The organism is Siansivirga zeaxanthinifaciens CC-SAMT-1 (genome assembly GCF_000941055.1).
GTDB lineage: Bacteria > Bacteroidota > Bacteroidia > Flavobacteriales > Flavobacteriaceae > Siansivirga > Siansivirga zeaxanthinifaciens.
In genome coordinates this window covers 1,592,827-1,612,706 of sequence record NZ_CP007202.1, presented here as the reverse complement: position 1 = coordinate 1,612,706, position 19,880 = coordinate 1,592,827, and the positions used below count along the sequence as shown (strand labels likewise).

20 protein-coding genes are annotated in these 19,880 nt (G+C 31.6%); 10 read left to right on the top strand and 10 right to left on the bottom strand.

The window, feature by feature from the left end:
* Nucleotides 1-3: 3 nt before the first annotated feature.
* From cls to AW14_RS07195, 3 genes are read right to left on the bottom strand one after another with little or no spacing between them, the layout of a single operon-like run.
* Nucleotides 4-1,458, bottom strand: coding sequence for a cardiolipin synthase (gene cls, locus AW14_RS07205; RefSeq protein ID WP_044638203.1), 1,455 nt, complete (start codon nt 1,456-1,458; stop codon nt 4-6).
* Nucleotides 1,458-2,387: a lytic transglycosylase domain-containing protein gene (locus tag AW14_RS07200; protein WP_044638202.1), complete on the bottom strand. Its 930-nt coding sequence runs from the start codon at nt 2,385-2,387 to the stop codon at nt 1,458-1,460. Before AW14_RS07200 ends, cls begins: the two co-directional genes overlap by 1 nt.
* Before the next feature lie 35 nt (nt 2,388-2,422).
* Complete coding sequence (locus AW14_RS07195) at nt 2,423-3,088, bottom strand: alpha/beta hydrolase (protein ID WP_044638201.1); 666 nt, start codon at nt 3,086-3,088, stop codon at nt 2,423-2,425.
* Nucleotides 3,089-3,250: 162 nt separating this feature from the next.
* Between AW14_RS07195 and AW14_RS07190 the strand changes: the two genes are divergently transcribed.
* Nucleotides 3,251-3,547: an N-acetyltransferase gene (locus AW14_RS07190; protein ID WP_044638200.1), complete on the top strand. Its 297-nt coding sequence runs from the start codon at nt 3,251-3,253 to the stop codon at nt 3,545-3,547.
* 51 nt (nt 3,548-3,598) lie between these two features.
* On the opposite strand, the gene AW14_RS07185 is transcribed toward AW14_RS07190, so the two are convergent.
* Nucleotides 3,599-4,105, bottom strand: a complete 507-nt coding sequence (locus AW14_RS07185; RefSeq protein ID WP_044638199.1) for a hypothetical protein — start codon at nt 4,103-4,105, stop codon at nt 3,599-3,601.
* A gap of 94 nt (nt 4,106-4,199) precedes the next feature.
* Nucleotides 4,200-5,534, bottom strand: a complete 1,335-nt coding sequence (mtaB, locus tag AW14_RS07180) for a tRNA (N(6)-L-threonylcarbamoyladenosine(37)-C(2))-methylthiotransferase MtaB (RefSeq protein ID WP_044639533.1) — start codon at nt 5,532-5,534, stop codon at nt 4,200-4,202.
* Nucleotides 5,535-5,774: 240 nt separating this feature from the next.
* On the opposite strand from mtaB, the gene AW14_RS07175 reads away from it, so the two are divergent.
* Nucleotides 5,775-7,391 carry an ABC transporter substrate-binding protein gene (locus AW14_RS07175; protein WP_052647448.1) on the top strand — a complete coding sequence of 539 codons (1,617 nt, stop codon included), beginning with the start codon at nt 5,775-5,777 and terminating at the stop codon, nt 7,389-7,391.
* Between the two features lie 2 nt (nt 7,392-7,393).
* On the opposite strand, the gene AW14_RS07170 is transcribed toward AW14_RS07175, so the two are convergent.
* From AW14_RS07170 to AW14_RS07155, 4 genes are all read right to left on the bottom strand, one after another.
* Complete coding sequence (locus AW14_RS07170; RefSeq protein ID WP_154662131.1) at nt 7,394-7,717, bottom strand: hypothetical protein; 324 nt, start codon at nt 7,715-7,717, stop codon at nt 7,394-7,396.
* 21 nt (nt 7,718-7,738) lie between these two features.
* The gene (locus AW14_RS07165; protein ID WP_044638197.1) at nt 7,739-8,653 is read right to left on the bottom strand and encodes a TolB family protein; all 915 of its coding nucleotides are present in this window, start codon (nt 8,651-8,653) and stop codon (nt 7,739-7,741) included.
* 73 nt (nt 8,654-8,726) lie between these two features.
* Complete coding sequence (locus AW14_RS07160) at nt 8,727-9,902, bottom strand: GlmU family protein (protein WP_044638196.1); 1,176 nt, start codon at nt 9,900-9,902, stop codon at nt 8,727-8,729.
* A gap of 150 nt (nt 9,903-10,052) precedes the next feature.
* Nucleotides 10,053-10,304, bottom strand: a complete 252-nt coding sequence (locus tag AW14_RS07155) for a type B 50S ribosomal protein L31 (protein WP_044638195.1) — start codon at nt 10,302-10,304, stop codon at nt 10,053-10,055.
* Nucleotides 10,305-10,463: 159 nt separating this feature from the next.
* Here AW14_RS07155 and AW14_RS07150 point away from each other — a divergent pair, with 159 nt between their 5' ends.
* The 7 genes from AW14_RS07150 (at nt 10,464) to AW14_RS07120 (ending at nt 17,360) form a co-directional block, all read left to right on the top strand.
* Complete coding sequence (locus AW14_RS07150) at nt 10,464-10,994, top strand: DUF4199 domain-containing protein (protein ID WP_044638194.1); 531 nt, start codon at nt 10,464-10,466, stop codon at nt 10,992-10,994.
* A gap of 41 nt (nt 10,995-11,035) precedes the next feature.
* Nucleotides 11,036-11,986, top strand: a complete 951-nt coding sequence (locus AW14_RS07145) for a glycosyltransferase family 2 protein (protein ID WP_044638193.1) — start codon at nt 11,036-11,038, stop codon at nt 11,984-11,986.
* Between the two features lie 84 nt (nt 11,987-12,070).
* Nucleotides 12,071-13,801, top strand: a complete 1,731-nt coding sequence (locus tag AW14_RS07140) for a phospho-sugar mutase (protein ID WP_179944502.1) — start codon at nt 12,071-12,073, stop codon at nt 13,799-13,801.
* Nucleotides 13,802-13,882: 81 nt separating this feature from the next.
* A complete protein-coding gene (locus AW14_RS07135; protein ID WP_044638192.1) occupies nt 13,883-15,706 on the top strand; it encodes an ABC transporter ATP-binding protein in 1,824 nt (607 codons plus the stop codon).
* A gap of 123 nt (nt 15,707-15,829) precedes the next feature.
* Nucleotides 15,830-16,372 carry an RNA polymerase sigma factor gene (locus tag AW14_RS07130; protein ID WP_044638191.1) on the top strand — a complete coding sequence of 181 codons (543 nt, stop codon included), beginning with the start codon at nt 15,830-15,832 and terminating at the stop codon, nt 16,370-16,372.
* Between the two features lie 30 nt (nt 16,373-16,402).
* On the top strand, nt 16,403-16,903 hold the full coding sequence (locus AW14_RS07125; protein ID WP_044638190.1) for a hypothetical protein: 501 nt from the start codon (nt 16,403-16,405) through the stop codon (nt 16,901-16,903).
* Nucleotides 16,904-16,910: 7 nt separating this feature from the next.
* Nucleotides 16,911-17,360 (top strand): hypothetical protein, encoded by a 450-nt coding sequence (locus tag AW14_RS07120; RefSeq protein ID WP_044638189.1) that lies wholly within the window; start codon nt 16,911-16,913, stop codon nt 17,358-17,360.
* Nucleotides 17,361-17,390: 30 nt separating this feature from the next.
* On the opposite strand, the gene AW14_RS07115 is transcribed toward AW14_RS07120, so the two are convergent.
* Nucleotides 17,391-18,434 carry a WD40/YVTN/BNR-like repeat-containing protein gene (locus tag AW14_RS07115; protein ID WP_044638188.1) on the bottom strand — a complete coding sequence of 348 codons (1,044 nt, stop codon included), beginning with the start codon at nt 18,432-18,434 and terminating at the stop codon, nt 17,391-17,393.
* Between the two features lie 101 nt (nt 18,435-18,535).
* Here AW14_RS07115 and AW14_RS07110 point away from each other — a divergent pair, with 101 nt between their 5' ends.
* Entirely contained in the window at nt 18,536-19,750 is a 1,215-nt protein-coding gene (locus tag AW14_RS07110) for an RsmB/NOP family class I SAM-dependent RNA methyltransferase (RefSeq protein WP_044638187.1), read from the top strand.
* The last annotated feature ends 130 nt before the right edge of the window (nt 19,751-19,880 follow it).

Here is a 19,880-nt window from a genome sequence, read left to right as displayed (position 1 = left end):
ACTTTAAAGTAAAGGCGCCCACAAGCGACAGAAAGACTCTTTTAGTTTTTTACTTTTAGATCGCTTATGCCATCCTTCTAAAGTAATTTGTTTGCTGGTTTTTAAATCTTCTAAAAACTGCGCTTTTAGAGATTTACTAAATTCTGTACAATAAACAAAAGCGTTAATTTCAAAATTAATATTTAAACTTCTATAATCCAGATTAGCAGTTCCAATTGAGCTTACCGCATCGTCTAATACCTGTGTTTTAGAATGAATAAATCCTTTAGTATATAAATATATTTTAATATTAGACTCTAAACAAGTTTGTAAATAAGAGTCTGTAGCATGTTTAGCAATCCAGGAATCTGATTTTTCTGGTATTAAAATTCTAACATCAACACCACTTTTTTCTGCTATTTGTAAAGCCGTGATTATTTCTGGACTCGGAATAAAATAAGGGGTGGTTATATAAATATATTCTGTAGCTGTGTTGATAGCCATAATTAAAGCCTGCTTAATACAAGCCCAATCGGTGTCGGGACCGCTAGCTGCTATTTGAAGCTTTGTGTTTTTTGATGTTTTACTTTCAGGAAAAAAATTAGATTGAATTTTTGTTTTATTATTGGAAACAAAATCCCAAGTTGTTAAAAAATGAATTTGAAGCATCGCAACGGCATCTCCAACAATTCTTAAGTGGGTATCTCTCCAAAATTGTTTGTCGTTTTTATAATTTAAATATTCATCGGAAATATTCATGCCGCCAACATAGCCAATTAAACCATCGATAATAGCAATTTTACGATGGTCTCTGTAATTCATCTTACCTGTAAACTTTGGGAAAAATACAGGCATGAATTTATAAATTTCAACACCTGAAGCCTTTAATGTTTGTATTGCTTTAGCCGATAATTCACTACCAACGCCATCGACACTTAATCTAACGTTTACTCCTGCCTTTGCTTTATCGCAAAGGATTTTAATTAATTTATTACCAATAGTATCATCTTTTATAATATAATATTCTAGGTGAATAAAATTTTGAGCCGATTCTAAATCTTTTAAGAGTAACTCAAATTTATCATTGCCATTAACGAAAAGTTTAACCTCATTATTGAGTGTTAATTTAGACTTGCCATTGTTGTGCAACAACTTAACAAGCTTAATTTTATCGTTTAAATCGGCATTAATTTTATTAAGGTCGGTTTGGTTGAGTTCTAGGTTATCATTAATTTCTTTTACGATAACCTCATTAAGAATGCGTTTTCTACTAAATATTTTATTTTTTCTGTATTCTTGTCCAAAAAGATAATAAACAATAATTCCTAAAAAAGGAAAAAAAACCAAAACAATAACATAAGTTAATGTTTTGGTTGGGTTAATGTTTTTTAAAAGAATGGTTATTGCTGCTGAAAAGCCAATAATATAATTAACGAGTAATAGGATCGTCCAGAAATATTCTTTTAGAAATTCAATCATTAAGGTGTTTTAAAATAGTAACCTTCTTTTGGAATATCAATTAAATATTGTTTTCTAGACTTATTATTAAGTTTAGATTCTCTTAACCAAGGGTTATGAATTTTTAAAATTTTATAGTTAATACCAAAATTTTCGGCAAACTTGGTAAAATCTGAAACCGACGTATCGACTTCTACTTTGTATGTTGGAATATTACTATATAAATCTTTCTCTCTAAAATTAAAACCGTATTTCGTTGGGTTTTTTAATATTTCTTTTAAAGCAACAATTCTAAATATATAACGTCCTGTTTCTTCACCCAATAATAAATCGTAGTAGCTCGTAACGTTTTGTTCTTTTAAACGGCTTGAAATTCCTGCGTTACCTGCATTATATGCAGCAGCAGCTAAGGTCCAAGAACCTAAGTTTTCTTTAGATTTCAAAAGGTATTTGCAAGCAATTTCTGTCGATTTCTCCAGGTTGTATCGTTCATCTACATTATCGTTAACTTCCAATCCATTTTCTCTAGCTGTTGCAGGCATAATTTGCCATACGCCTCTCGCTCCCGCCGGAGAAACCGCATTTGTTAATCCGCTTTCAATAACAGCCAAATATTTAAAATCGTCTGGAATACCATGTTTTTTCAATATAGGTTCTATTATTGGAAAATATTTCTTAGCCCTTTTAAACATAAGCAATCCGTTAGACTGCCAATAGGTATTAACCAATAATTCTCTATCCATACGCTCTAAAATATCCGGATTTTTTAGAGGCATAGGTTCGCCGGCAAAATTCAAATCACTAGGAACTTGAATCGCATAAACATTATAATCGTTTATTAATTTTCTTTCGAAATTTTCATCGGTTGGGGCATCTTGCAATGCGTAAATAAACAGAGCACACAAACTTAATAATCCCACAAACGCCAATGCTTTTTGTACTATCTTCATTTTTAAAAAGTTTTATTTAAAGGTATATATTTTGTTTAATTCTTTAAAATTAAAATTGGTAAATTTTCGTTAAACCATCTGCACTTATTTATTATCATGCTATGGGTTCCTCCGGGAACAATGATACAATTATTTATGTTCTTAATTGGAAAAACAGAATCATTATCTCCATGGATATGAATAATATTTTTAGGAGGAATTTCTTGTGCCCAATATAGCATTTTTTCTATGGCCCATGTTAAGTACCTGGCATCGCTCATGGTTAGATATTTTTTGTACAATTCTAATCGTTTTTTTATTAAATCTCCAAACGCGTATTTTGAAAGAACGTCTATATTACTTGCTAACTGTATTGGCAATAATTTGTAGGCCTTTGTCGTTTTTGCCAAAACCATATGCGTTGGAATTTCCTTAAACGATTTTACACTAGAAACAATAATCGTTTTTCTAGTAGTTATTAGCTTACTTATTTCCTGCACTAATACCCCACCAAAAGACACGCCAATTAAAACCGGATTTTCATGAGTTATTTTTGATGACATTCGCAATGCATAATGCTCGATAGTTTCGTTTGTATGGGGTAAAATCCAATCTAAAAGATGAATTTTAAATTGATTTTCGGGTAACTTTATATATTCAAAAATTTTAGAACTGGCTGCCATGCCAGGCATAAAATATACATGGATTAAATTATCGGGCATGATACTGTTTTACAATTAAAATTGATTCTAATTAATTATTATTAAGGCTATTATGTAACACAAACCTGTTCTAAATAATTATTTTTTGTATCTTTGTAAAAACAAAGTTATACAAATAGTACTTCACTATTTTTAGTTTCCAACAGAAATAAATAAAATACCATGACTGATGCTGCAGAATTAATTGACAATAACTTTTTACGTCAATTTGAATTAAAAATTAATGATCATTTAGCCAAAATCGAATATTCGCTACAGGAGCGAAAGATTTTTTTAACAAAACTGGTAATTCCTGATGAAATTAATAATGAAGATTTTTCTAAAGATTTTTTAGCTTTAGTTTTTGAAAACATTGAAGAACGCGGTTTAAGCGTTGTTCCAACTAGCCCAGAAATAGCAAAATTTGTTAGAAGTAACAGGAAATACAAACGAATGCTACCGGTTGGAGTTAGAATTTAACTTTAAAAAAAGCAAAAACTATTTAGTTTTTGCTTTTTTTAACCCTCAATTTTATTTCTGTTTTTTGTAAACTAATGTCAAGTCTCGCCGTTCAATAATTTCAGTGCCAGCAGCGTTATAAACTTCTATATTTCCAGATAATACTCTAGTTAAAGTGTTGTCTTTTAAAATAGACACTTTATTTTGAATGGAAATGGTATCGCCTTGTTTTAAATAATCGGAAGCAAATCCTATAAAGCCTTCATTGTCACATTTTACAATAAAAGCGTATTCGTTATTCTCGGCATTTACTAGAGTTATTTTTACTTCAGGATTAAAAGATTTATTATTTGAAACCACCTCGTCTTCAAACACCAATGTTTCAAGATTTTCGCAATCAAATTCTTTTAACAAATTTTCGTTTGCTATATTATCGTTATTTAAATCGGCAGAAATCCCCACGGAATAAGACACTAATTCCCAAGTACCAATATGCTGGTTATTAGATTGATCGCCAGAACATCCTAAAAACAAACAACAAGAAAGAAAAATAAATACAATTGAAATCTTTAAGTTCATACAAATTGGGACTTTATATGTAGTAAAGGTATTTCATAAATAAGATATTACAGAATAAAACTGATAAAGTGTGATAAAAATCAGATAAACATTATTACATTCCTGCGAACTCTTTTATAAAGTCAAATCTTACCAAGCCATCATCATCTATTTTGGTTAGTTCAACATGATGAAGTGTATTAACGAGTTCGGGATTCCAAGTTGTTTTTACTTTAACATAATTTTCGGTAAAACCGTGAATATAACCTTCTTTATTTTCACTTTCAAAAAGAACAACACGTTCTGTACCTAGTTGACTTTCATAAAAAGCGCGTCTTTTTTTAACAGACAACCCGCGAAGCATTTTGCTTCGTTTGCTTCTTACTTTATTAGGTACTACCCCGTCCATTTCGGCAGCTTCTGTATTATCTCTTTCAGAATAGGTAAAAACATGCAAATAAGATATATCTAAATCTGCTAGAAAATTATAAGTTTCTAAAAAATGAACTTCAGTTTCTCCAGGAAAACCCACAATAACATCAACACCTATACAAGCATGAGGCATCGTTTCACGAATTTTAGCAACACGATCAACGTACAATTCACGCAGATATCTACGCTTCATTTTTTTTAAAATCTCATTGCTACCACTTTGCAGAGGAATGTGAAAATGAGGTACAAAAGCACGCGATTTTGAAACTAACTCAATGGTTTCGTTTTTTAATAAATTGGGCTCGATAGAGGAAATTCTTAGGCGTTCAATGCCTTCTACTTTATCTAATTCGGTAACCAAATCTAAAAAGGTGTGCTCATGTTTTTTATTACCAAACTCGCCTTTACCATAATCACCAATATTAACTCCTGTTAAAACAATTTCTTTAATGTTTTGAGCAGAAATTTCGCGAGCATTTTTTATCACGCTTTCCATGGTATCACTTCTAGAAATACCTCTAGCCAAAGGAATTGTACAATAGGTACATTTATAATCACACCCATCTTGCACTTTTAAAAAGGCACGGGTTCTATCGCCTATAGAGTAAGACCCAACATAAAAATCGGCATCCTCAATTTCACAGGAATGTACTTCGCCTAAATCATTTTTAGAAAGATCGTTAAGGTAATCGGTGATTTTGAATTTTTCTGTAGCGCCCAGTACTAAATCGACACCATCTACATCGGCCAGTTCCTGAGGTTTTAATTGTGCATAGCAACCAATAGCTGCTACAAAAGCTTCCGAATTAATTTTTTGGGCTTGCTTAACAATACTTTTAAAACGCTTATCTGCATTTTCTGTAACAGAACATGTGTTTATAACATATATATCTGCTTTCTCTGAAAAATCAACACGATCGAAACCTTCATTAGCAAAATCTCTTGCAATCGTTGATGTCTCCGAAAAATTAAGCTTACAGCCTAAAGTGTAAAATGCAACTTTTTTTCTTGAATTCATTTCCATTATTATACGTTGCAAATTTAATAAAAAAGGGTGTAACTTAACGTTACACCCGATTTAAAGCTTAAATTATGATATTTAATACTTCTTTTTTTTGTAAATAATAGCAAATTATTTAATCTATACACATTAAGACACAGCATCATTTAAAAAGTCACAAAATATTTTAAAAAAAATAATAAATAAAAAAAATCCTTTTAAAACCATTATTTTTGAAGCACTTAAAAACCATTACCTGTGCATAAAGTACTTAATATTTACAGTAAGTCTCTCATTGTTTTGAGTTTGTCATTTTTATTTTTTTCTTGCCAAAACAATTCTAAAAAAATTTTAGACACAGAAGTTTTTAGGTATAATGAACACAAAAACATTGGCTCCTTAGATCCTGCTTTTTCTAAAGACATTGCCGATATCTGGGCAACAAATCAATTATTTAATGGATTGGTTCAAATGGATGCCAATTTAAATGTTATACCCTGCATTGCTAAGAATTACAGTATTTCTACAGATGCACTTACTTACACTTTCAACCTTCGGCAAGATGTTTATTTTCATAAACATTTTTTATTTGGTAAAGACTCTACAAGAGTTGTAAATGCTGAAGATTTTACATACAGTTTAAACAGACTGCTAGACAAAAAAATAGCCTCTCCAGGTAGCTGGGTTTTAAGTAAAGTAGACAGCTTTAAGGCTGTTAACGATAGTGTTTTTGAAATAAAACTAAAACAAGCCTTTCCCGCATTTTTAGGTTTACTAACCATGAAATATTGTTCGGTAGTGCCTAAAGAAATAGTAAACCATTATGGTAGTAATTTTAGATCGAATCCCATAGGAACCGGTCCTTTTAAATTTAAACGCTGGGAAGAAAACATTAAACTGGTTTTTAGAAAAAACAACCATTATTTTGAAAAAGACCAAAACGAACAACCACTACCGTATCTTGAAGCTGTTGCCATTACTTTTTTACCAGACAAACAGAGTGAATTTTTACAATTTACACAAGGCAACATCGATTTTGTTTCGGGATTAGATGCTTCATATAAAGATGACATTTTAACTGCCGATGGAAAACTTAGAAATCAATATACCGAAACCGTAAACATGATTCGCGGCCCATATTTAAATACCGAGTATTTGGCGTTTTATTTAGATTCTGAAGTTCCTGAAATACAATCTAATTTAATTAGACAGGCTGTAAATTATGGTTTCGACAGAAAAAAAATGATGATTTATTTACGCAATGGTATAGGTATTCCTGCCTATGGCGGATTTATTCCCAAAGGTCTTCCAGGATACAACGAAGCTATTGGCTTTAATTATCAACCCGATCGCGCAAAAGCTTTAATACAACAATTCAAATCTGAAACAGGTATTGAAAATCCAGAAATTTCTATAACTACAACTAGTAATTACTTAAGTTTTTGCGAATATATTCAGCGTGAACTTCAAAAAACAGGTTTAATAGTAAATGTCGATGTGGTTCCTCCTGCAACTTTAAAAGATGCAAAAGCCAATGGGAAATTAAATTTATTTCGAGCCAGTTGGGTTGCCGATTACCCAGATGCAGAAAATTATTTATCGTTATACTACAGTGAAAATTTTGCTCCTAACGGACCAAATTACACCCATTTTAAAAGCGATTTATTTGACTCTTGGTATCAAGAAGCGTTTGCTGAAACCAATGCAAATAAAAGAGCATTACTTTATACTAAAATGGACTCATTAATAATGAAAAATGCGCCTGTGGTTCCCTTATTTTATGATGAAGTCGTTAGGTTTACAAAAAAAAACGTTGAAAACTTAGGCATTAACCCCATTAACTTATTAGAATTAAAGTGGGTAAAAAAACGCTAATGTCATTCTAAATTATCATTACCTATATTTTTAATTTCATCTTTTACTAAAACAATTCTTTTTTTCCATCTGCTTTCTAATATCATATACAAAACCCATAAAGCGAGTAAACCTATTGGAAGCCCCAAAAGATTAACACCAAAATTATTTTCCCAATCTAAATTCCATCCAAAAACATAAAAGTCTAGTACAAATAAAACCACGCCAAACACAAAACCTACTGCATAATAAAAAACAACACTTATAATTGCATACAACCATTTATTCTGTTCGTATGTATCAGCTAAATCATAAAATTTTTTACCAATAAAATAAATTAAAAACAAACCTAACATATTACAATACAATTAATTAATAATAAATTTATAAATATCGTCATCGCCTTTACCATCGGTTCTTTTGGATGTAAAAAAGCAAGTTTTTTCATCGTTAAGAATTATAAATCCGAAATCGTCTTGTGCACTGTTAATTGGCTTTGGTAATTTTTCGGCTTTTCCAAAACCACCTTTATTATTGTTTTTACATTTATAAATATCGAAGCCTCCAAAACCATTAGGCCTGTTGGAAGCCAAATATAAATCGCCCGAATGGCTTACAAACGGAAACATTTCTTTACTATAAGAATTAACGTTTGGCCCCATATTTTTAGGTTCAGAAAAGGTGTTATTATCTAAAACATCTACTTTAAAAATATCGGAACCACCTTTAGTTGTCTCCTTTCCGCCTCTAATATTGGAAGTAAAATACATTGTTTTACCATCTTTACTAAAAGCTGGATGAGCATAAGAATACTTCGGATCACAAAATGGTAAAACTGTAAAATTTGTCCAACCAACTTCAGATACATACTCCCCCACCCGAATGTGAAAATTATCTGGATTAAATGTGCCTTTTGGCATGTCTTTACTTGAGTAACGCATGGTTATAAATAACTGTTCTCCATTTGGTGACAAAGCCGCACTGGTAATACCATTTTTCTGAATTGCTTCGTCAATTTGTAAAAGATTTACATTGGAAATCGTTCCATTAGAAGATAATGCACCCTCATAAACTCCTAAAACGGGCGCTCCACTTTGACGTTCAAGTTTTCCTCTTTTATCTATTAAATAAGACGTAAAAAGCACTTTATTTGATTCAAATACCATCAAACCAAAATGAGGGTATTCGTTATTTAATTCTAAATTAACAGCCTTCTCTAAATCAGATTGAGCATAACTTAAGGACGTTATAAGTAGTGTACTACACAGTAAAAATTTCAGCATAAAAAAAAGTTTCTCTACAAACAAATATAGAAAAACTTAATTAAGTTATTGGTAACCAAAAGGTTTCAAACGTTTAATAGCGTCTGTATTTTTTAGTTTCTTCGAATACGTGTTCTAGAATAAGCTTATCTTGTTCTGTGAGCTCTAAACCCCGTCTGGCCATAACGACTTCGGCCACTTCAAAAGCTTTTTTGGTTGCGTAAGTTGTAAAACCACTACTACCTCCCCAACTAAAACTTGGTACAAAATTTCTTGGAAAACCACTACCAAAAATATTTGCACTTACGCCCACTACGGTACCTGTGTTAAACATGGTATTAATTCCGCATTTACTGTGATCGCCCATCATTAATCCACAAAATTGCAAACCAGTTTTAGCAAACCCCTCTGTGTCATAATCCCAGAGACGCACTTCTGCATAATTATTTTTTAGATTTGAATTATTAGTATCTGCTCCCAAATTACACCATTCACCTAAAACAGAATTTCCTAAAAATCCATCGTGCCCCTTGTTAGAATTGGCAAACATAACAGAATTATTAATTTCGCCACCTGCTTTACATTGCGGACCTATAGTTGTTGGGCCATAAATTTTGGCTCCCATTTTAATAATAGCATTTTCACATAAGGCGAAGGGCCCTCTAATTATGGAACCTTCCATTATTTCAGAATTTTTACCTATGTAAATTGGACCGTTTGTGGCGTTAAGAGTTACAAATTCTAAAGAAGCACCTGCTTCAATAAATATGTTTTCGGCAGCAATAACATTATTACTTGATGGTATAGGCTTCGATGTTCTACCTTGCGTAAGCAGATTAAAATCGTCTTGAATAGCTTCTCCATTTTTAGAAAAAATATCCCAGGTATTTTCAATTTTTATAATAGATTCATTAAATTCTATAGCTTCATAACTATCAAAATTAATATCTTCTTGTGCTTCTTTGGTGTAAAAGGCAATGACATCTTCATCTTTAAAAATGGCTTCATTTTCTTTTAAATCCTTTATCATTTCTACCAATTCTAAATTTGGTAAATATGATGCATTTATCATGATATTTACATCCATTTCAACCATAGGAAACTTATCAGACAAATAATCTTCGGTAACTGTAGTGGTAGTAGCATCTAAAAACGTTTCCCATTTTTCTCGAATCGTTAATATTCCAACTCGTATTTCTGCAACTGGACGGGTAAATGTGAATGGCAACAAATTAGTTCTTGATGGACCATCGAATAGGATATAATTCATGAGATTTTTTAAAGTTGAAAGTTGTAAATAAAACTACAATATCTTAATTTAAAACGTAATGTTTAAACAAAAATAGATGAATTAGGTATAATAAAAAAGCCTTCAATATTAAATAATATGAAGGCTTTTAGTATATAGTTATTACAAAGTTTATTTTGAAAACTTCGCGTATTTGTTTTTAAATTTATCAATACGTCCAGCAGTATCTATTAATTTAGATTTACCAGTGTAAAATGGGTGCGATGTTCTTGAAATCTCCATTTTGATAAGTGGATACTCAACACCATCAACCTCCAAAGTTTCGTTAGTGTTTGCTGTAGATTTTGTTAAAAAAACATCTTCGTTAGACATGTCTTTAAATGCTACTATTCTATAATTTTCTGGATGTATATCTTTTTTCATCGCTTAAAGCTTTAAATTCTTTTCAATTTTGGAAGTGCAAAAATAAGCAATATTTACAATTTTGCAACACTTTTTTACATTTTTTTTTATTCAAAAAATCTGTAACGTTTCCTTACCTTTGAATACTAACTAATCAATGAACAAATTTATTCTAAAAAAATGGAAAAATCTTTAAAATCTATAGCTATTAATTTCGGACTTTATTTAGGTGGATTACTAGCATTACTAACCGTTGTTGCCTATGCGGTAGATCTAGAATTGTTAACAAACATGTGGTATGGTGTATTCATGCTAATAGCCATTATCGTACTAGGTATTATTTCGGTAGGAAAAACAAAACAAGCACAAGACGGATATGCCTCTTTTAAGGAAGCGTTTACCGCTTTTTTTATTACTGTTGTTTTAGGTTTGGTTATTAGCACATTTGTATCATATATATTATTCAATTTTATAGATACGGAAGCCGCAAATGTTTTAAAAGAAAAAACAATCGAAAAAACAGTTGAAATGCTTAAAGGATTTAATACGCCCAGCGAAGTTATTGCGCAATCGGTAGAACAAATAGAATCTCAAAACCAATATTCAATTGGAAACATTTTAAAAGGATTGGCTGGTTATACGGTGTTTTTTAGCATTATTGGATTAATTGTTGCTGCTGCATTGAAAAAAAATAAACCAAAAGCAGAATAATTCTGTATTTTTGAAGCATCAACCTTTTTGAAAGCTTTTAAATGAACATATCAGTAGTCATACCACTACTTAACGAACAAGACTCTTTAACAGAATTACATGATTGGATTGCTAGTGTTATGCAATCCAATCATTTTTCATATGAAATCATTTTTATTGATGATGGCAGTACAGACGATTCTTGGAAAACCATTAATCAATTATCATTAAAAAACCCTCATGTTAAGGGCATTCGTTTTTTAAAAAACTTCGGAAAATCTCAAGCCCTTCATGCTGGATTCGAAAAAGCGTCAGGCGATGTGGTTATTACCATGGATGCCGATTTACAGGATAGTCCAGACGAAATACCCGAGCTTTACAACCTAATAGTTAAAGATCAATACGACTTAATTTCTGGTTGGAAAAAAAAGCGTTACGATTCTATCATTTCAAAAAATTTACCATCAAAATTATTTAATTGGGCAGCCCGAAGAACATCGGGTGTTAAACTCAATGATTTTAATTGCGGCTTAAAAGCCTATCGATTAGAGGTGGTAAAACAAATTGATGTTAATGGCGAAATGCATCGCTACATTCCTGTGTTGGCAAAAAATGCTGGTTTTACTAAAATTTCTGAAAAAGTAGTAAAACACCAGGCTAGAAAATATGGCGAAACCAAATTCGGCATGAACCGTTTTATTCATGGCTTTTTAGATTTAATTACCATTTGGTTTATTTCCCGTTTTGGTAAAAACCCCATGCATCTTTTTGGCGCACTTGGTTTTATAATGATAACTATTGCCTTTTGTTTTGTTTTGTACTTGGGTCTCGATAAATTATTTTTTAATCCTAAAGGCAGACTTATCACCCTTAGACCAGAATTTTATATAACCTTAACTACCATGGTTATAGGTACGCAATTTTTCGTTGCTGGTTTCTTAGGCGAAATAATTTTACGAACCAAACAAGGAAAAAAACGTTATACAATTAAAGAAAACTTAAACTTAAATTAATAAATTTAAAAGGATTTTTAAATCAAAATTAAACCAACTAAAAAATTCATTATTAATTACTTTTGAAAATATTTTTTAACAACTATGATACACATTGAACCACAAATTCTAGAGAGAATAAATACTTGGTTAACGCCAACTTTTGATGAGGAAACACAAGCTTTCATAAAAAATAGCATTGCACATAATCCAAAAGATATTCAGGAAAGCTTTTATAAAGATCTTGAATTTGGTACGGGTGGTATGCGTGGTGTTATGGGCATTGGTACCAATCGTATAAACAAATACACATTAGGAAAAAGCACTCAAGGTTTAAGCAATTATTTATTAGAAGCCTTTCCGGGTGAAACACCTAAAGCCGTTATTGCTTACGATTGCAGACACAACAGTAAAACTTTAGCAAAAGTAGTTGCCGATGTTTTTTCAGCTAATGGTATTCAAGTATTTTTATTTGAAGATTTGCGTCCAACTCCAGAATTATCGTTTGCAGTTAAACACTTAAACTGCCATTGTGGTATTGTTTTAACAGCATCGCATAATCCGCCAGAATACAATGGTTACAAAGTGTATTGGCAAGATGGTGGCCAGTTGGTTCCGCCTCAAGATGGAGAAATTATTAAAGTTATTGATAGTTTAAAATATTCTGATATTAAATTTGAAGCTAACAATAGCCTCATTAAATATATAGGTGAAGAAGTTGATACCGTATTTATTGACGAATCTGTTAAAAACGGAAGCATCGCAGCCTCACAAGAAGCAAAAGATAATTTTAAAATTGTTTTTACTTCCTTACACGGAACCTCAATCACTGCCGTTCCAGAAACTTTAAAACGCGCTGGTTTTAAAAATGTTCATATTGTAAAAGAACAAGAAGTACCAAATGGCGATTTTCCAACCGTTGCATCTCCAAATCCAGAAGAACCGGCTGCTTTAAAAATGGCTTTAGAATTAGCCGACCAAGTAGGCGCCGATATTGTGATTGGTACCGATCCCGATTGTGACAGATTGGGCGTTGCCGTGCGTAATTCTGAAAATGAATTACAACTTCTTAACGGAAACCAAACCATGTTAATGATGACAGATTTCCTTTTAAAACAATGGAAAGCTGCTGGAAAAATTAAAGGAAAAGAATTTATTGCATCTACAATTGTGTCGACACCTATGCTTAATAAACTTGCAGATGCTTACAATGTAGAGAGTAAAATAGTTTTAACAGGCTTTAAATGGATTGCTAAACTTATTAAAGACTTCCCTGAACTAGATTTTATTGGTGGTGGCGAAGAAAGTTTTGGTTATATGGTGGGCGATTTTGTTCGCGATAAAGATGCAGTAACCTCTACCCTTCTGGCTTGTGATATAGCTGCACATGCCAAAGCCAATGGCAGTTCTTTCTACGAAGAATTGTTAAAACTTTATGTAGAACACGGTTGTTACAAAGAGAAATTAGTATCTCTAACTAAAAAAGGTATTGAAGGTGCTCAAGAAATCACACAAATGATGATTGATGCACGCGAAAACCCTTTAAAAGTAATTAACGGTTCTAAAGTTGTAAAAATTGAAGATTACGAAACATCTACTGCCAAATATTTATTAACTGGTGAAGAAAAAACCATTGATGTACCAAAATCTAACGTAATTATTTATTACACAGAAGATGGTAGTCAAATCGCTTTACGCCCTAGTGGAACTGAGCCAAAAATAAAATTCTATGTAAGTGTTAATACCGAATTAAAATCGGTTGAAGACTTTAAAAATGTTGAAGCTTTACTCGATACAAAAGCCGAAACGATTTTAAAAGACATGAAATTAATTTAATAACGCTTATCTTTGCAAAAAATCTACATGCTTTTATGGTTACCATAAAAGCATGTTTTATAAATAGACAATTCTTAATTAATGAATCAGTTTGTAAATATTTTAAAATACGCAAAACCTTATAAAAGATATGCTTTAGGACACATAATATCGAATATTCTTTATGCTTTATTCGGTGCTTTATCTTTTATTGCATTAATACCAATGTTAGATGTTCTCTTCAAACAAGACACGTTTAAAGTTGTAGAAAAACCCATTTATCAGGGCATTGGACATCTTAATAATTTTTATAAAGATTACATGGCATACCAGATTAATTTGTATGCTCAAGATGATAAATCGAAAGCACTTATTTTTATTATTGGCTTCATAATTATTGTATTCTTATTAAAAAATATTTTCAGTTATCTAGCCTACTACTTTATGGTATTTCTAAGAAATGGTGTCGTTAGAGATTTAAGAAATGCCGTTTATAAGAAAACAGTAGAATTACCCTTGTCGTTTTTTTCAGAACAAAAGAAAGGCGACATCATGGCGCGTGTCACAAACGATGTATCTACACTTCAATACTCCATGCTTCCTGTTCTAGAACTTATTTTTAGAGAGCCATTAAGCATCATTTTTACAATTATAATGATGCTTATTATAAGTGTTAAGCTAACCATTTTTGTTTTTGTTTTTATTCCTCTATCAGGGATTATTATCTCAAGAATAGGAAAAAGTTTAAAAAGAAAATCCGATCGTGTACAAAAAGAACAAGGAGCTATTTTATCTATACTCGAAGAAACTTTAACTGGTTTAAGAATTATAAAAGGGTTTAATGCTGAAGAAAAATTCAACACAAAATTTATAGATTCCTCTAATCGATTTTATAATTTCTCAAATAAATTATTAAATCGTCAAAATCTTGCTTCACCAACAAGCGAAATTTTAGGAATCATTGTAATTTCAATGTTACTTTGGTATGGGGGACAATTAGTTCTTGTGGATAAATCCCTAGATGGCCCATCGTTTATGGCTTATATAGGATTGGCATATAACATTTTAGTTCCCGCTAAAGCCATTTCACGCGGGCTTTACAACATTAAGCAAGGTAACGCAGCAGCAGAACGTATTCAAGAAATAATCGATACGCCTAATCCATTAAAAGATAAGGATAATGCCATTACTAAAACCGATTTTACCTCTCAAATAGAATTCAAAAACATATCTTTTAAATATGAAAATGAGTATGTTTTAAAAGATTTCTCTTTAACCATTCCAAAAGGAAAAACAGTTGCTTTAGTTGGACAGTCTGGCAGTGGTAAATCTACCATAGCCAATTTAATTACACGTTTTTACGACGTAAACAAAGGAGAAATTTTAATTGACGGCATAGATATTAGAGATTTAACAACCAGTTCTTTAAGAAAACAATTAGGCATTGTAACTCAAGAAGCTTTATTGTTTAACGATACCATAAAAAATAACCTTAAATTAGGAAAACAAGACGCTACAGACGAAGAAGTTATCGAGGCTTTAAAAGTTGCAAACGCTTGGGAATTTGTTGAAACGCTTCCTAATGGCATTGAAACTAATATTGGAGACTCTGGAAATAAACTTTCTGGCGGACAAAAACAACGTTTAAGTATTGCTCGTGCCGTTCTTAAAAGTCCACCTATTATGATTTTAGACGAGGCCACATCGGCACTAGACACCGAAAGCGAACGTTTAGTGCAAATAGCCCTGGAAAATATGATGAAAAACAGAACGTCTATTGTAATTGCGCATCGTTTATCAACCATACAAAAAGCCGACGAAATCGTAGTTTTAAACAAAGGTGAAATAGTTGAAAAAGGTAAACATGACGAGCTTATCGCACAAAAAGGCATTTACCAGAAACTGGTTGAAATGCAAAGTATATAAAATTTCTTATCTTAAACCAAAAAGGATAATCATTAAAACGGTTATCCTTTTTTTACGCAAAAAATTAAATAAAAGCTTTTAAACTTTTAGTAATTTTATAAGTCTAACAACTAAAGTGTTTTTGTGATAGACGAATTACAATTAGTAGAACAATTAAAATCTAATACAAATAAAGAACAGGCATTTAAAGTATTAATAACACTTTATAAAGAACGCTTGTACTGGCATATTAGAAATATTGTAAAGTCGCACGACGATACAGACGATGTTTTACAAAACACGTTTATAAAAGTGTATCAAAACATTCATAATTTTAAAGGTGAAAGTAAGTTGTATTCGTGGTTGTATAGAATAGCAACCAACGAATCGATAACCTTTTTAAATAAAAACGCTAAAAAATTACAAATATCCACCGAGGAAGTTCAAAATTTAGCCATTGCAAATTTAACTGCCGACACCTATTTCGAAGGAGACGACATTCAACTAAAATTACAAAAAGCCATTGCTACATTACCACAAAAACAACAATTGGTTTTTAATATGAAATATTTTGAAGATTTAAAATTTAAAGACATGTCCGAAATTTTAGAAACTAGCGAAGGCGCTTTAAAAGCATCGTACCATATTGCAGTAAAAAAAATTGAAGCTTACCTAACTAAAAATTAAACCTTTACAAAAAAAAGAAGTCTTAATAATATGAAAGATTTAAAATCATACAACATAAAGCATTCAGGATTTAAAGTTCCAGATAATTATTTTGAAACTTTAGAAGACCAACTTTTTTCTGAAATCAAATTAAAAAACACCATTGATGATGCTGGTTTTAAAATTCCTGAAAATTATTTAAGCAACCTTGAAAACGCCATTATAAGTAAGGTTAAAGAAGAAAAAACAGGAAAAGTTATTACGCTATTTAATAGAAAAAAACTCATTTACATATCTGGAGTTGCTGCTGCGGTTCTGTTACTTTTTACCTTAACTTTTAATTCTAAAAGTAATAATTGGAATAATTTAGATTTTGAAATGGTTGAAAATTACATGATTACCGAAGATATTTTAGATTCATACGAAATCGCTTCATTATTACCAGAAGAAGATTTGATTGAATCAAATTTTATCCAAATAGATTTTAATGAAGAAAACATAGAAAATTATTTATTAAATAATTTAGATATTGAAGACTTAACAACAGAATAAGTTAATTATGAAAACATTTATACTCCCTATTATAGTATTGTTTTTATCTCTTAATGTCCTGGCACAACAACCAGAAGGCAGAGATAAAATAAAAGCTTTAAAAGTATCTTTTATCACCGAAAGATTAGCGCTAACGGCTAACGAAGCCGAACAGTTTTGGCCTATCTACAATGCCTACGAAGAGGCAACTTTAAAATTAAAACACGAAGAACTTCGTGATATACGTCGTGAAATTAAAAACAATGCCAATAATCTTTCAGAAGAAAGAGCTGTGGAATTACTAGAAAAAATGACCAAAACTGAAAACAGAATTCATGATGAAGAAGCTAAACTAAATAGTAAACTTCAAAAAGTTATTTCAGCAAAAAAAATTATTTTACTTAAAGTCGCCGAAGAAGATTTTAAAAAGAAATTGTTCGAGCAGTTTAAGAAAATGAAGCGAGAAGGAAAAAAATAAAAAAAAGAGCACCAAACAGGTGCTCTTTTTTTATTTAAAACTTAATTTAGAAATACCTCCAGCACCGGCTGCATAAGCTGTACTATCATTAGTAAATCGAATGGTATAAAAACTTTCATCACTTAAATGTTTCCAAGTATTACCAAAATCATTTGTAAAATCGACACCTTTAAACCCTACAGCAACCAACTCGTTACCCATACGGTTTGGTAAAAACTGCACACAGCTTCTGTAATCTGGGTTTTCATTATTCGCTACTAGCTCCCAGGTTTTACCGCCATCTACAGTTCTCATTTTATTAGCAACATTCATATTGGGTTTAGAAAAGTCGCCACCTATGGCAAAACCAACATTTTCATCATAAAAATCTATAGAATAAATACCCTCGGTTTCTTCCTTTTGAATAATGGGCGTATTAATTCGCTCCCAAGTTTCCCCTTTATCACTAGTGTAATATATATTGCCATGAGTTGTTGCTATCCATGCTTTGTTACCTATGACTTTAATATTTGTGTTACTGGCTGCAAATGCGCCTTCCCCTACTATACCTTCAGGTAATTTATCACACGAAATTTTATTCCAAGTTTGACCTCCATCTCGGGTAATAATAATAGATAAACAACCATTAACACTGTCGCCAACAGCAATACCTTCAGAATCATTCCAAAACGTTAAAGCATCATAAAAAACACCTAAACCTACTTCTTTATAAACTAGAGTCATTTTACCATTTTCTCCTGTTTTAAATAATAAACCTGGCGATTCAATGCTTAGCATAAAAAAATCGGATGCAGTGTGTCCAACAGCTCTAAATTGCAAATTCAAACTATCATATTTTTGTACAGAAGTTTGCCACAGTTTTGTTTTAGGATTAAACAACCCAAAAACACCATTATTAGCCGCGAAAGCTAAACTTTTATCATTCAAAATTTCAATAGCTCTAACACTTAATATGGAGTCTTCCAGAATGCGTTCTATTTCAATCTTATCGAAATTTCTAGGCACAAAAGGGATTTCCTTTTTACAGGAAACCAATAAAATTAAAGCACTAAAAACGGCAAAAATCACTTTCATAATTACAAATTTTAACGAAAGATAAGTGTATTGATGCAAATTATAAAAACATTCGTGTATTCGTAGCAATTAACGTAACTTTGCACTCTTATTTATAAAACATGCGATTACACAGAAATTTATGCTTTTCAGTTATTGATGGCTTAACACTTATATTTAACGAAGGCAACTACGCTGATAAAGTTATACAACAACTACTAAAACGTGACAAACGCTGGGGCGCACGAGATCGAGCTTTCGTTGCCGAAACCACTTACGATATTGTTCGTTGGAAACGTTTATACGCCGAAATAGCCGAAGTAAAAGAACCTTTTGACAGAGATAATATTTGGCGCATGTTTGCCGTTTGGGCTACCTTAAAGGGCATTAAATTACCCGATTGGAAATACTTTGAAAATACGCCAACCAGAAAAATAAAAGGCCGTTTCGATGAGCTTTCTAAAATAAGAAAGTTTAAAGAATCTATTCCCGACTGGTTAGATGAAATTGGCGAAAAAGAACTTGGAAATACGGTTTGGACCAAAGAAATTGCTGCACTTAACGAGCAAGCCGATGTTATTTTAAGAGTAAACACTTTAAAAACAACTAAAGAAAAGCTTCAGGCAGAATTATTTGATTTAGATATTGAATGCGATTTTATTGAAAATTACCCAAATGCTTTAAAATTAAAAGAACGTGCCAATGTTTTTACTACCGAAGCTTTTAAAAATGGTTTTTTCGAAGTGCAAGATGCGTCTTCGCAATTAGTGGCCGAATTTTTAGATGTAAAACCAGGCATGCGTGTGGTTGATACTTGTGCCGGTGCAGGAGGCAAAACGCTGCACTTAGCATCGATGATGGACAACAAAGGCCAAATTATAGCGATGGATATTTATGAAAACAAACTTCATGAACTAAAACGTCGTGCTAAAAGAAATGGCGCTCACAATATTGAAACTCGTACCATTGACTCTACAAAAGTTATTAAAAAACTGTATGATAAAGCAGATCGTGTTTTAATAGACGCCCCTTGTTCTGGATTGGGTGTTTTAAGACGTAACCCCGACGCTAAATGGAAATTACAGCCAGAATTTATTGAAAAAATTAAAGTTACTCAACAAGAGATTTTACAACAATACTCGAAAATGGTTAAACCAGGAGGTAAATTAGTTTATGCAACTTGTTCTGTTTTGCCCTCCGAAAACCAAAAACAAATTGATGTTTTCTTAACATCGGAAGCTGGAAAAGAATTTACTTTCGTAGAAGATAAAAAAGTATTGTCGCACAAATCTGGTTACGACGGATTTTATATGGCTTTACTAGAAAGAAAAAAATAACACATTACAAGAATTTAATATAAAGCGATTTAAAAAGTCGCTTTTTTTATGTTTAAAACTCGTGAATAACTCTTAATTTTCATATCATTAATTAGTTAAAATTACGCCGAAAAAAAGTAAATTTGCACTT

Bases quoted from the DNA above. Each gene is read 5' to 3' on its own strand.
- AW14_RS07140 (WP_179944502.1), top strand. From the start codon at position 12,071: ATGATACACATTGAACCACAAATTCTAGAGAGAATAAATACTTGGTTA.
- AW14_RS07135 (WP_044638192.1), top strand. From the start codon at position 13,883: ATGAATCAGTTTGTAAATATTTTAAAATACGCAAAACCTTATAAAAGA.
- AW14_RS07115 (WP_044638188.1), bottom strand. From the start codon at position 18,434: ATGAAAGTGATTTTTGCCGTTTTTAGTGCTTTAATTTTATTGGTTTCC.
- AW14_RS07200 (WP_044638202.1), bottom strand. From the start codon at position 2,387: ATGAAGATAGTACAAAAAGCATTGGCGTTTGTGGGATTATTAAGTTTG.
- AW14_RS07165 (WP_044638197.1), bottom strand. From the start codon at position 8,653: ATGCTGAAATTTTTACTGTGTAGTACACTACTTATAACGTCCTTAAGT.
- AW14_RS07190 (WP_044638200.1), top strand. From the start codon at position 3,251: ATGACTGATGCTGCAGAATTAATTGACAATAACTTTTTACGTCAATTT.
- AW14_RS07120 (WP_044638189.1), top strand. From the start codon at position 16,911: ATGAAAACATTTATACTCCCTATTATAGTATTGTTTTTATCTCTTAAT.
- cls (WP_044638203.1), bottom strand. From the start codon at position 1,458: ATGATTGAATTTCTAAAAGAATATTTCTGGACGATCCTATTACTCGTT.
- AW14_RS07145 (WP_044638193.1), top strand. From the start codon at position 11,036: ATGAACATATCAGTAGTCATACCACTACTTAACGAACAAGACTCTTTA.
- AW14_RS07155 (WP_044638195.1), bottom strand. From the start codon at position 10,304: ATGAAAAAAGATATACATCCAGAAAATTATAGAATAGTAGCATTTAAA.
- AW14_RS07160 (WP_044638196.1), bottom strand. From the start codon at position 9,902: ATGAATTATATCCTATTCGATGGTCCATCAAGAACTAATTTGTTGCCA.
- mtaB (WP_044639533.1), bottom strand. From the start codon at position 5,534: ATGAATTCAAGAAAAAAAGTTGCATTTTACACTTTAGGCTGTAAGCTT.
- AW14_RS07150 (WP_044638194.1), top strand. From the start codon at position 10,464: ATGGAAAAATCTTTAAAATCTATAGCTATTAATTTCGGACTTTATTTA.
- AW14_RS07185 (WP_044638199.1), bottom strand. From the start codon at position 4,105: ATGAACTTAAAGATTTCAATTGTATTTATTTTTCTTTCTTGTTGTTTG.
- AW14_RS07110 (WP_044638187.1), top strand. From the start codon at position 18,536: ATGCGATTACACAGAAATTTATGCTTTTCAGTTATTGATGGCTTAACA.
- AW14_RS07195 (WP_044638201.1), bottom strand. From the start codon at position 3,088: ATGCCCGATAATTTAATCCATGTATATTTTATGCCTGGCATGGCAGCC.
- AW14_RS07125 (WP_044638190.1), top strand. From the start codon at position 16,403: ATGAAAGATTTAAAATCATACAACATAAAGCATTCAGGATTTAAAGTT.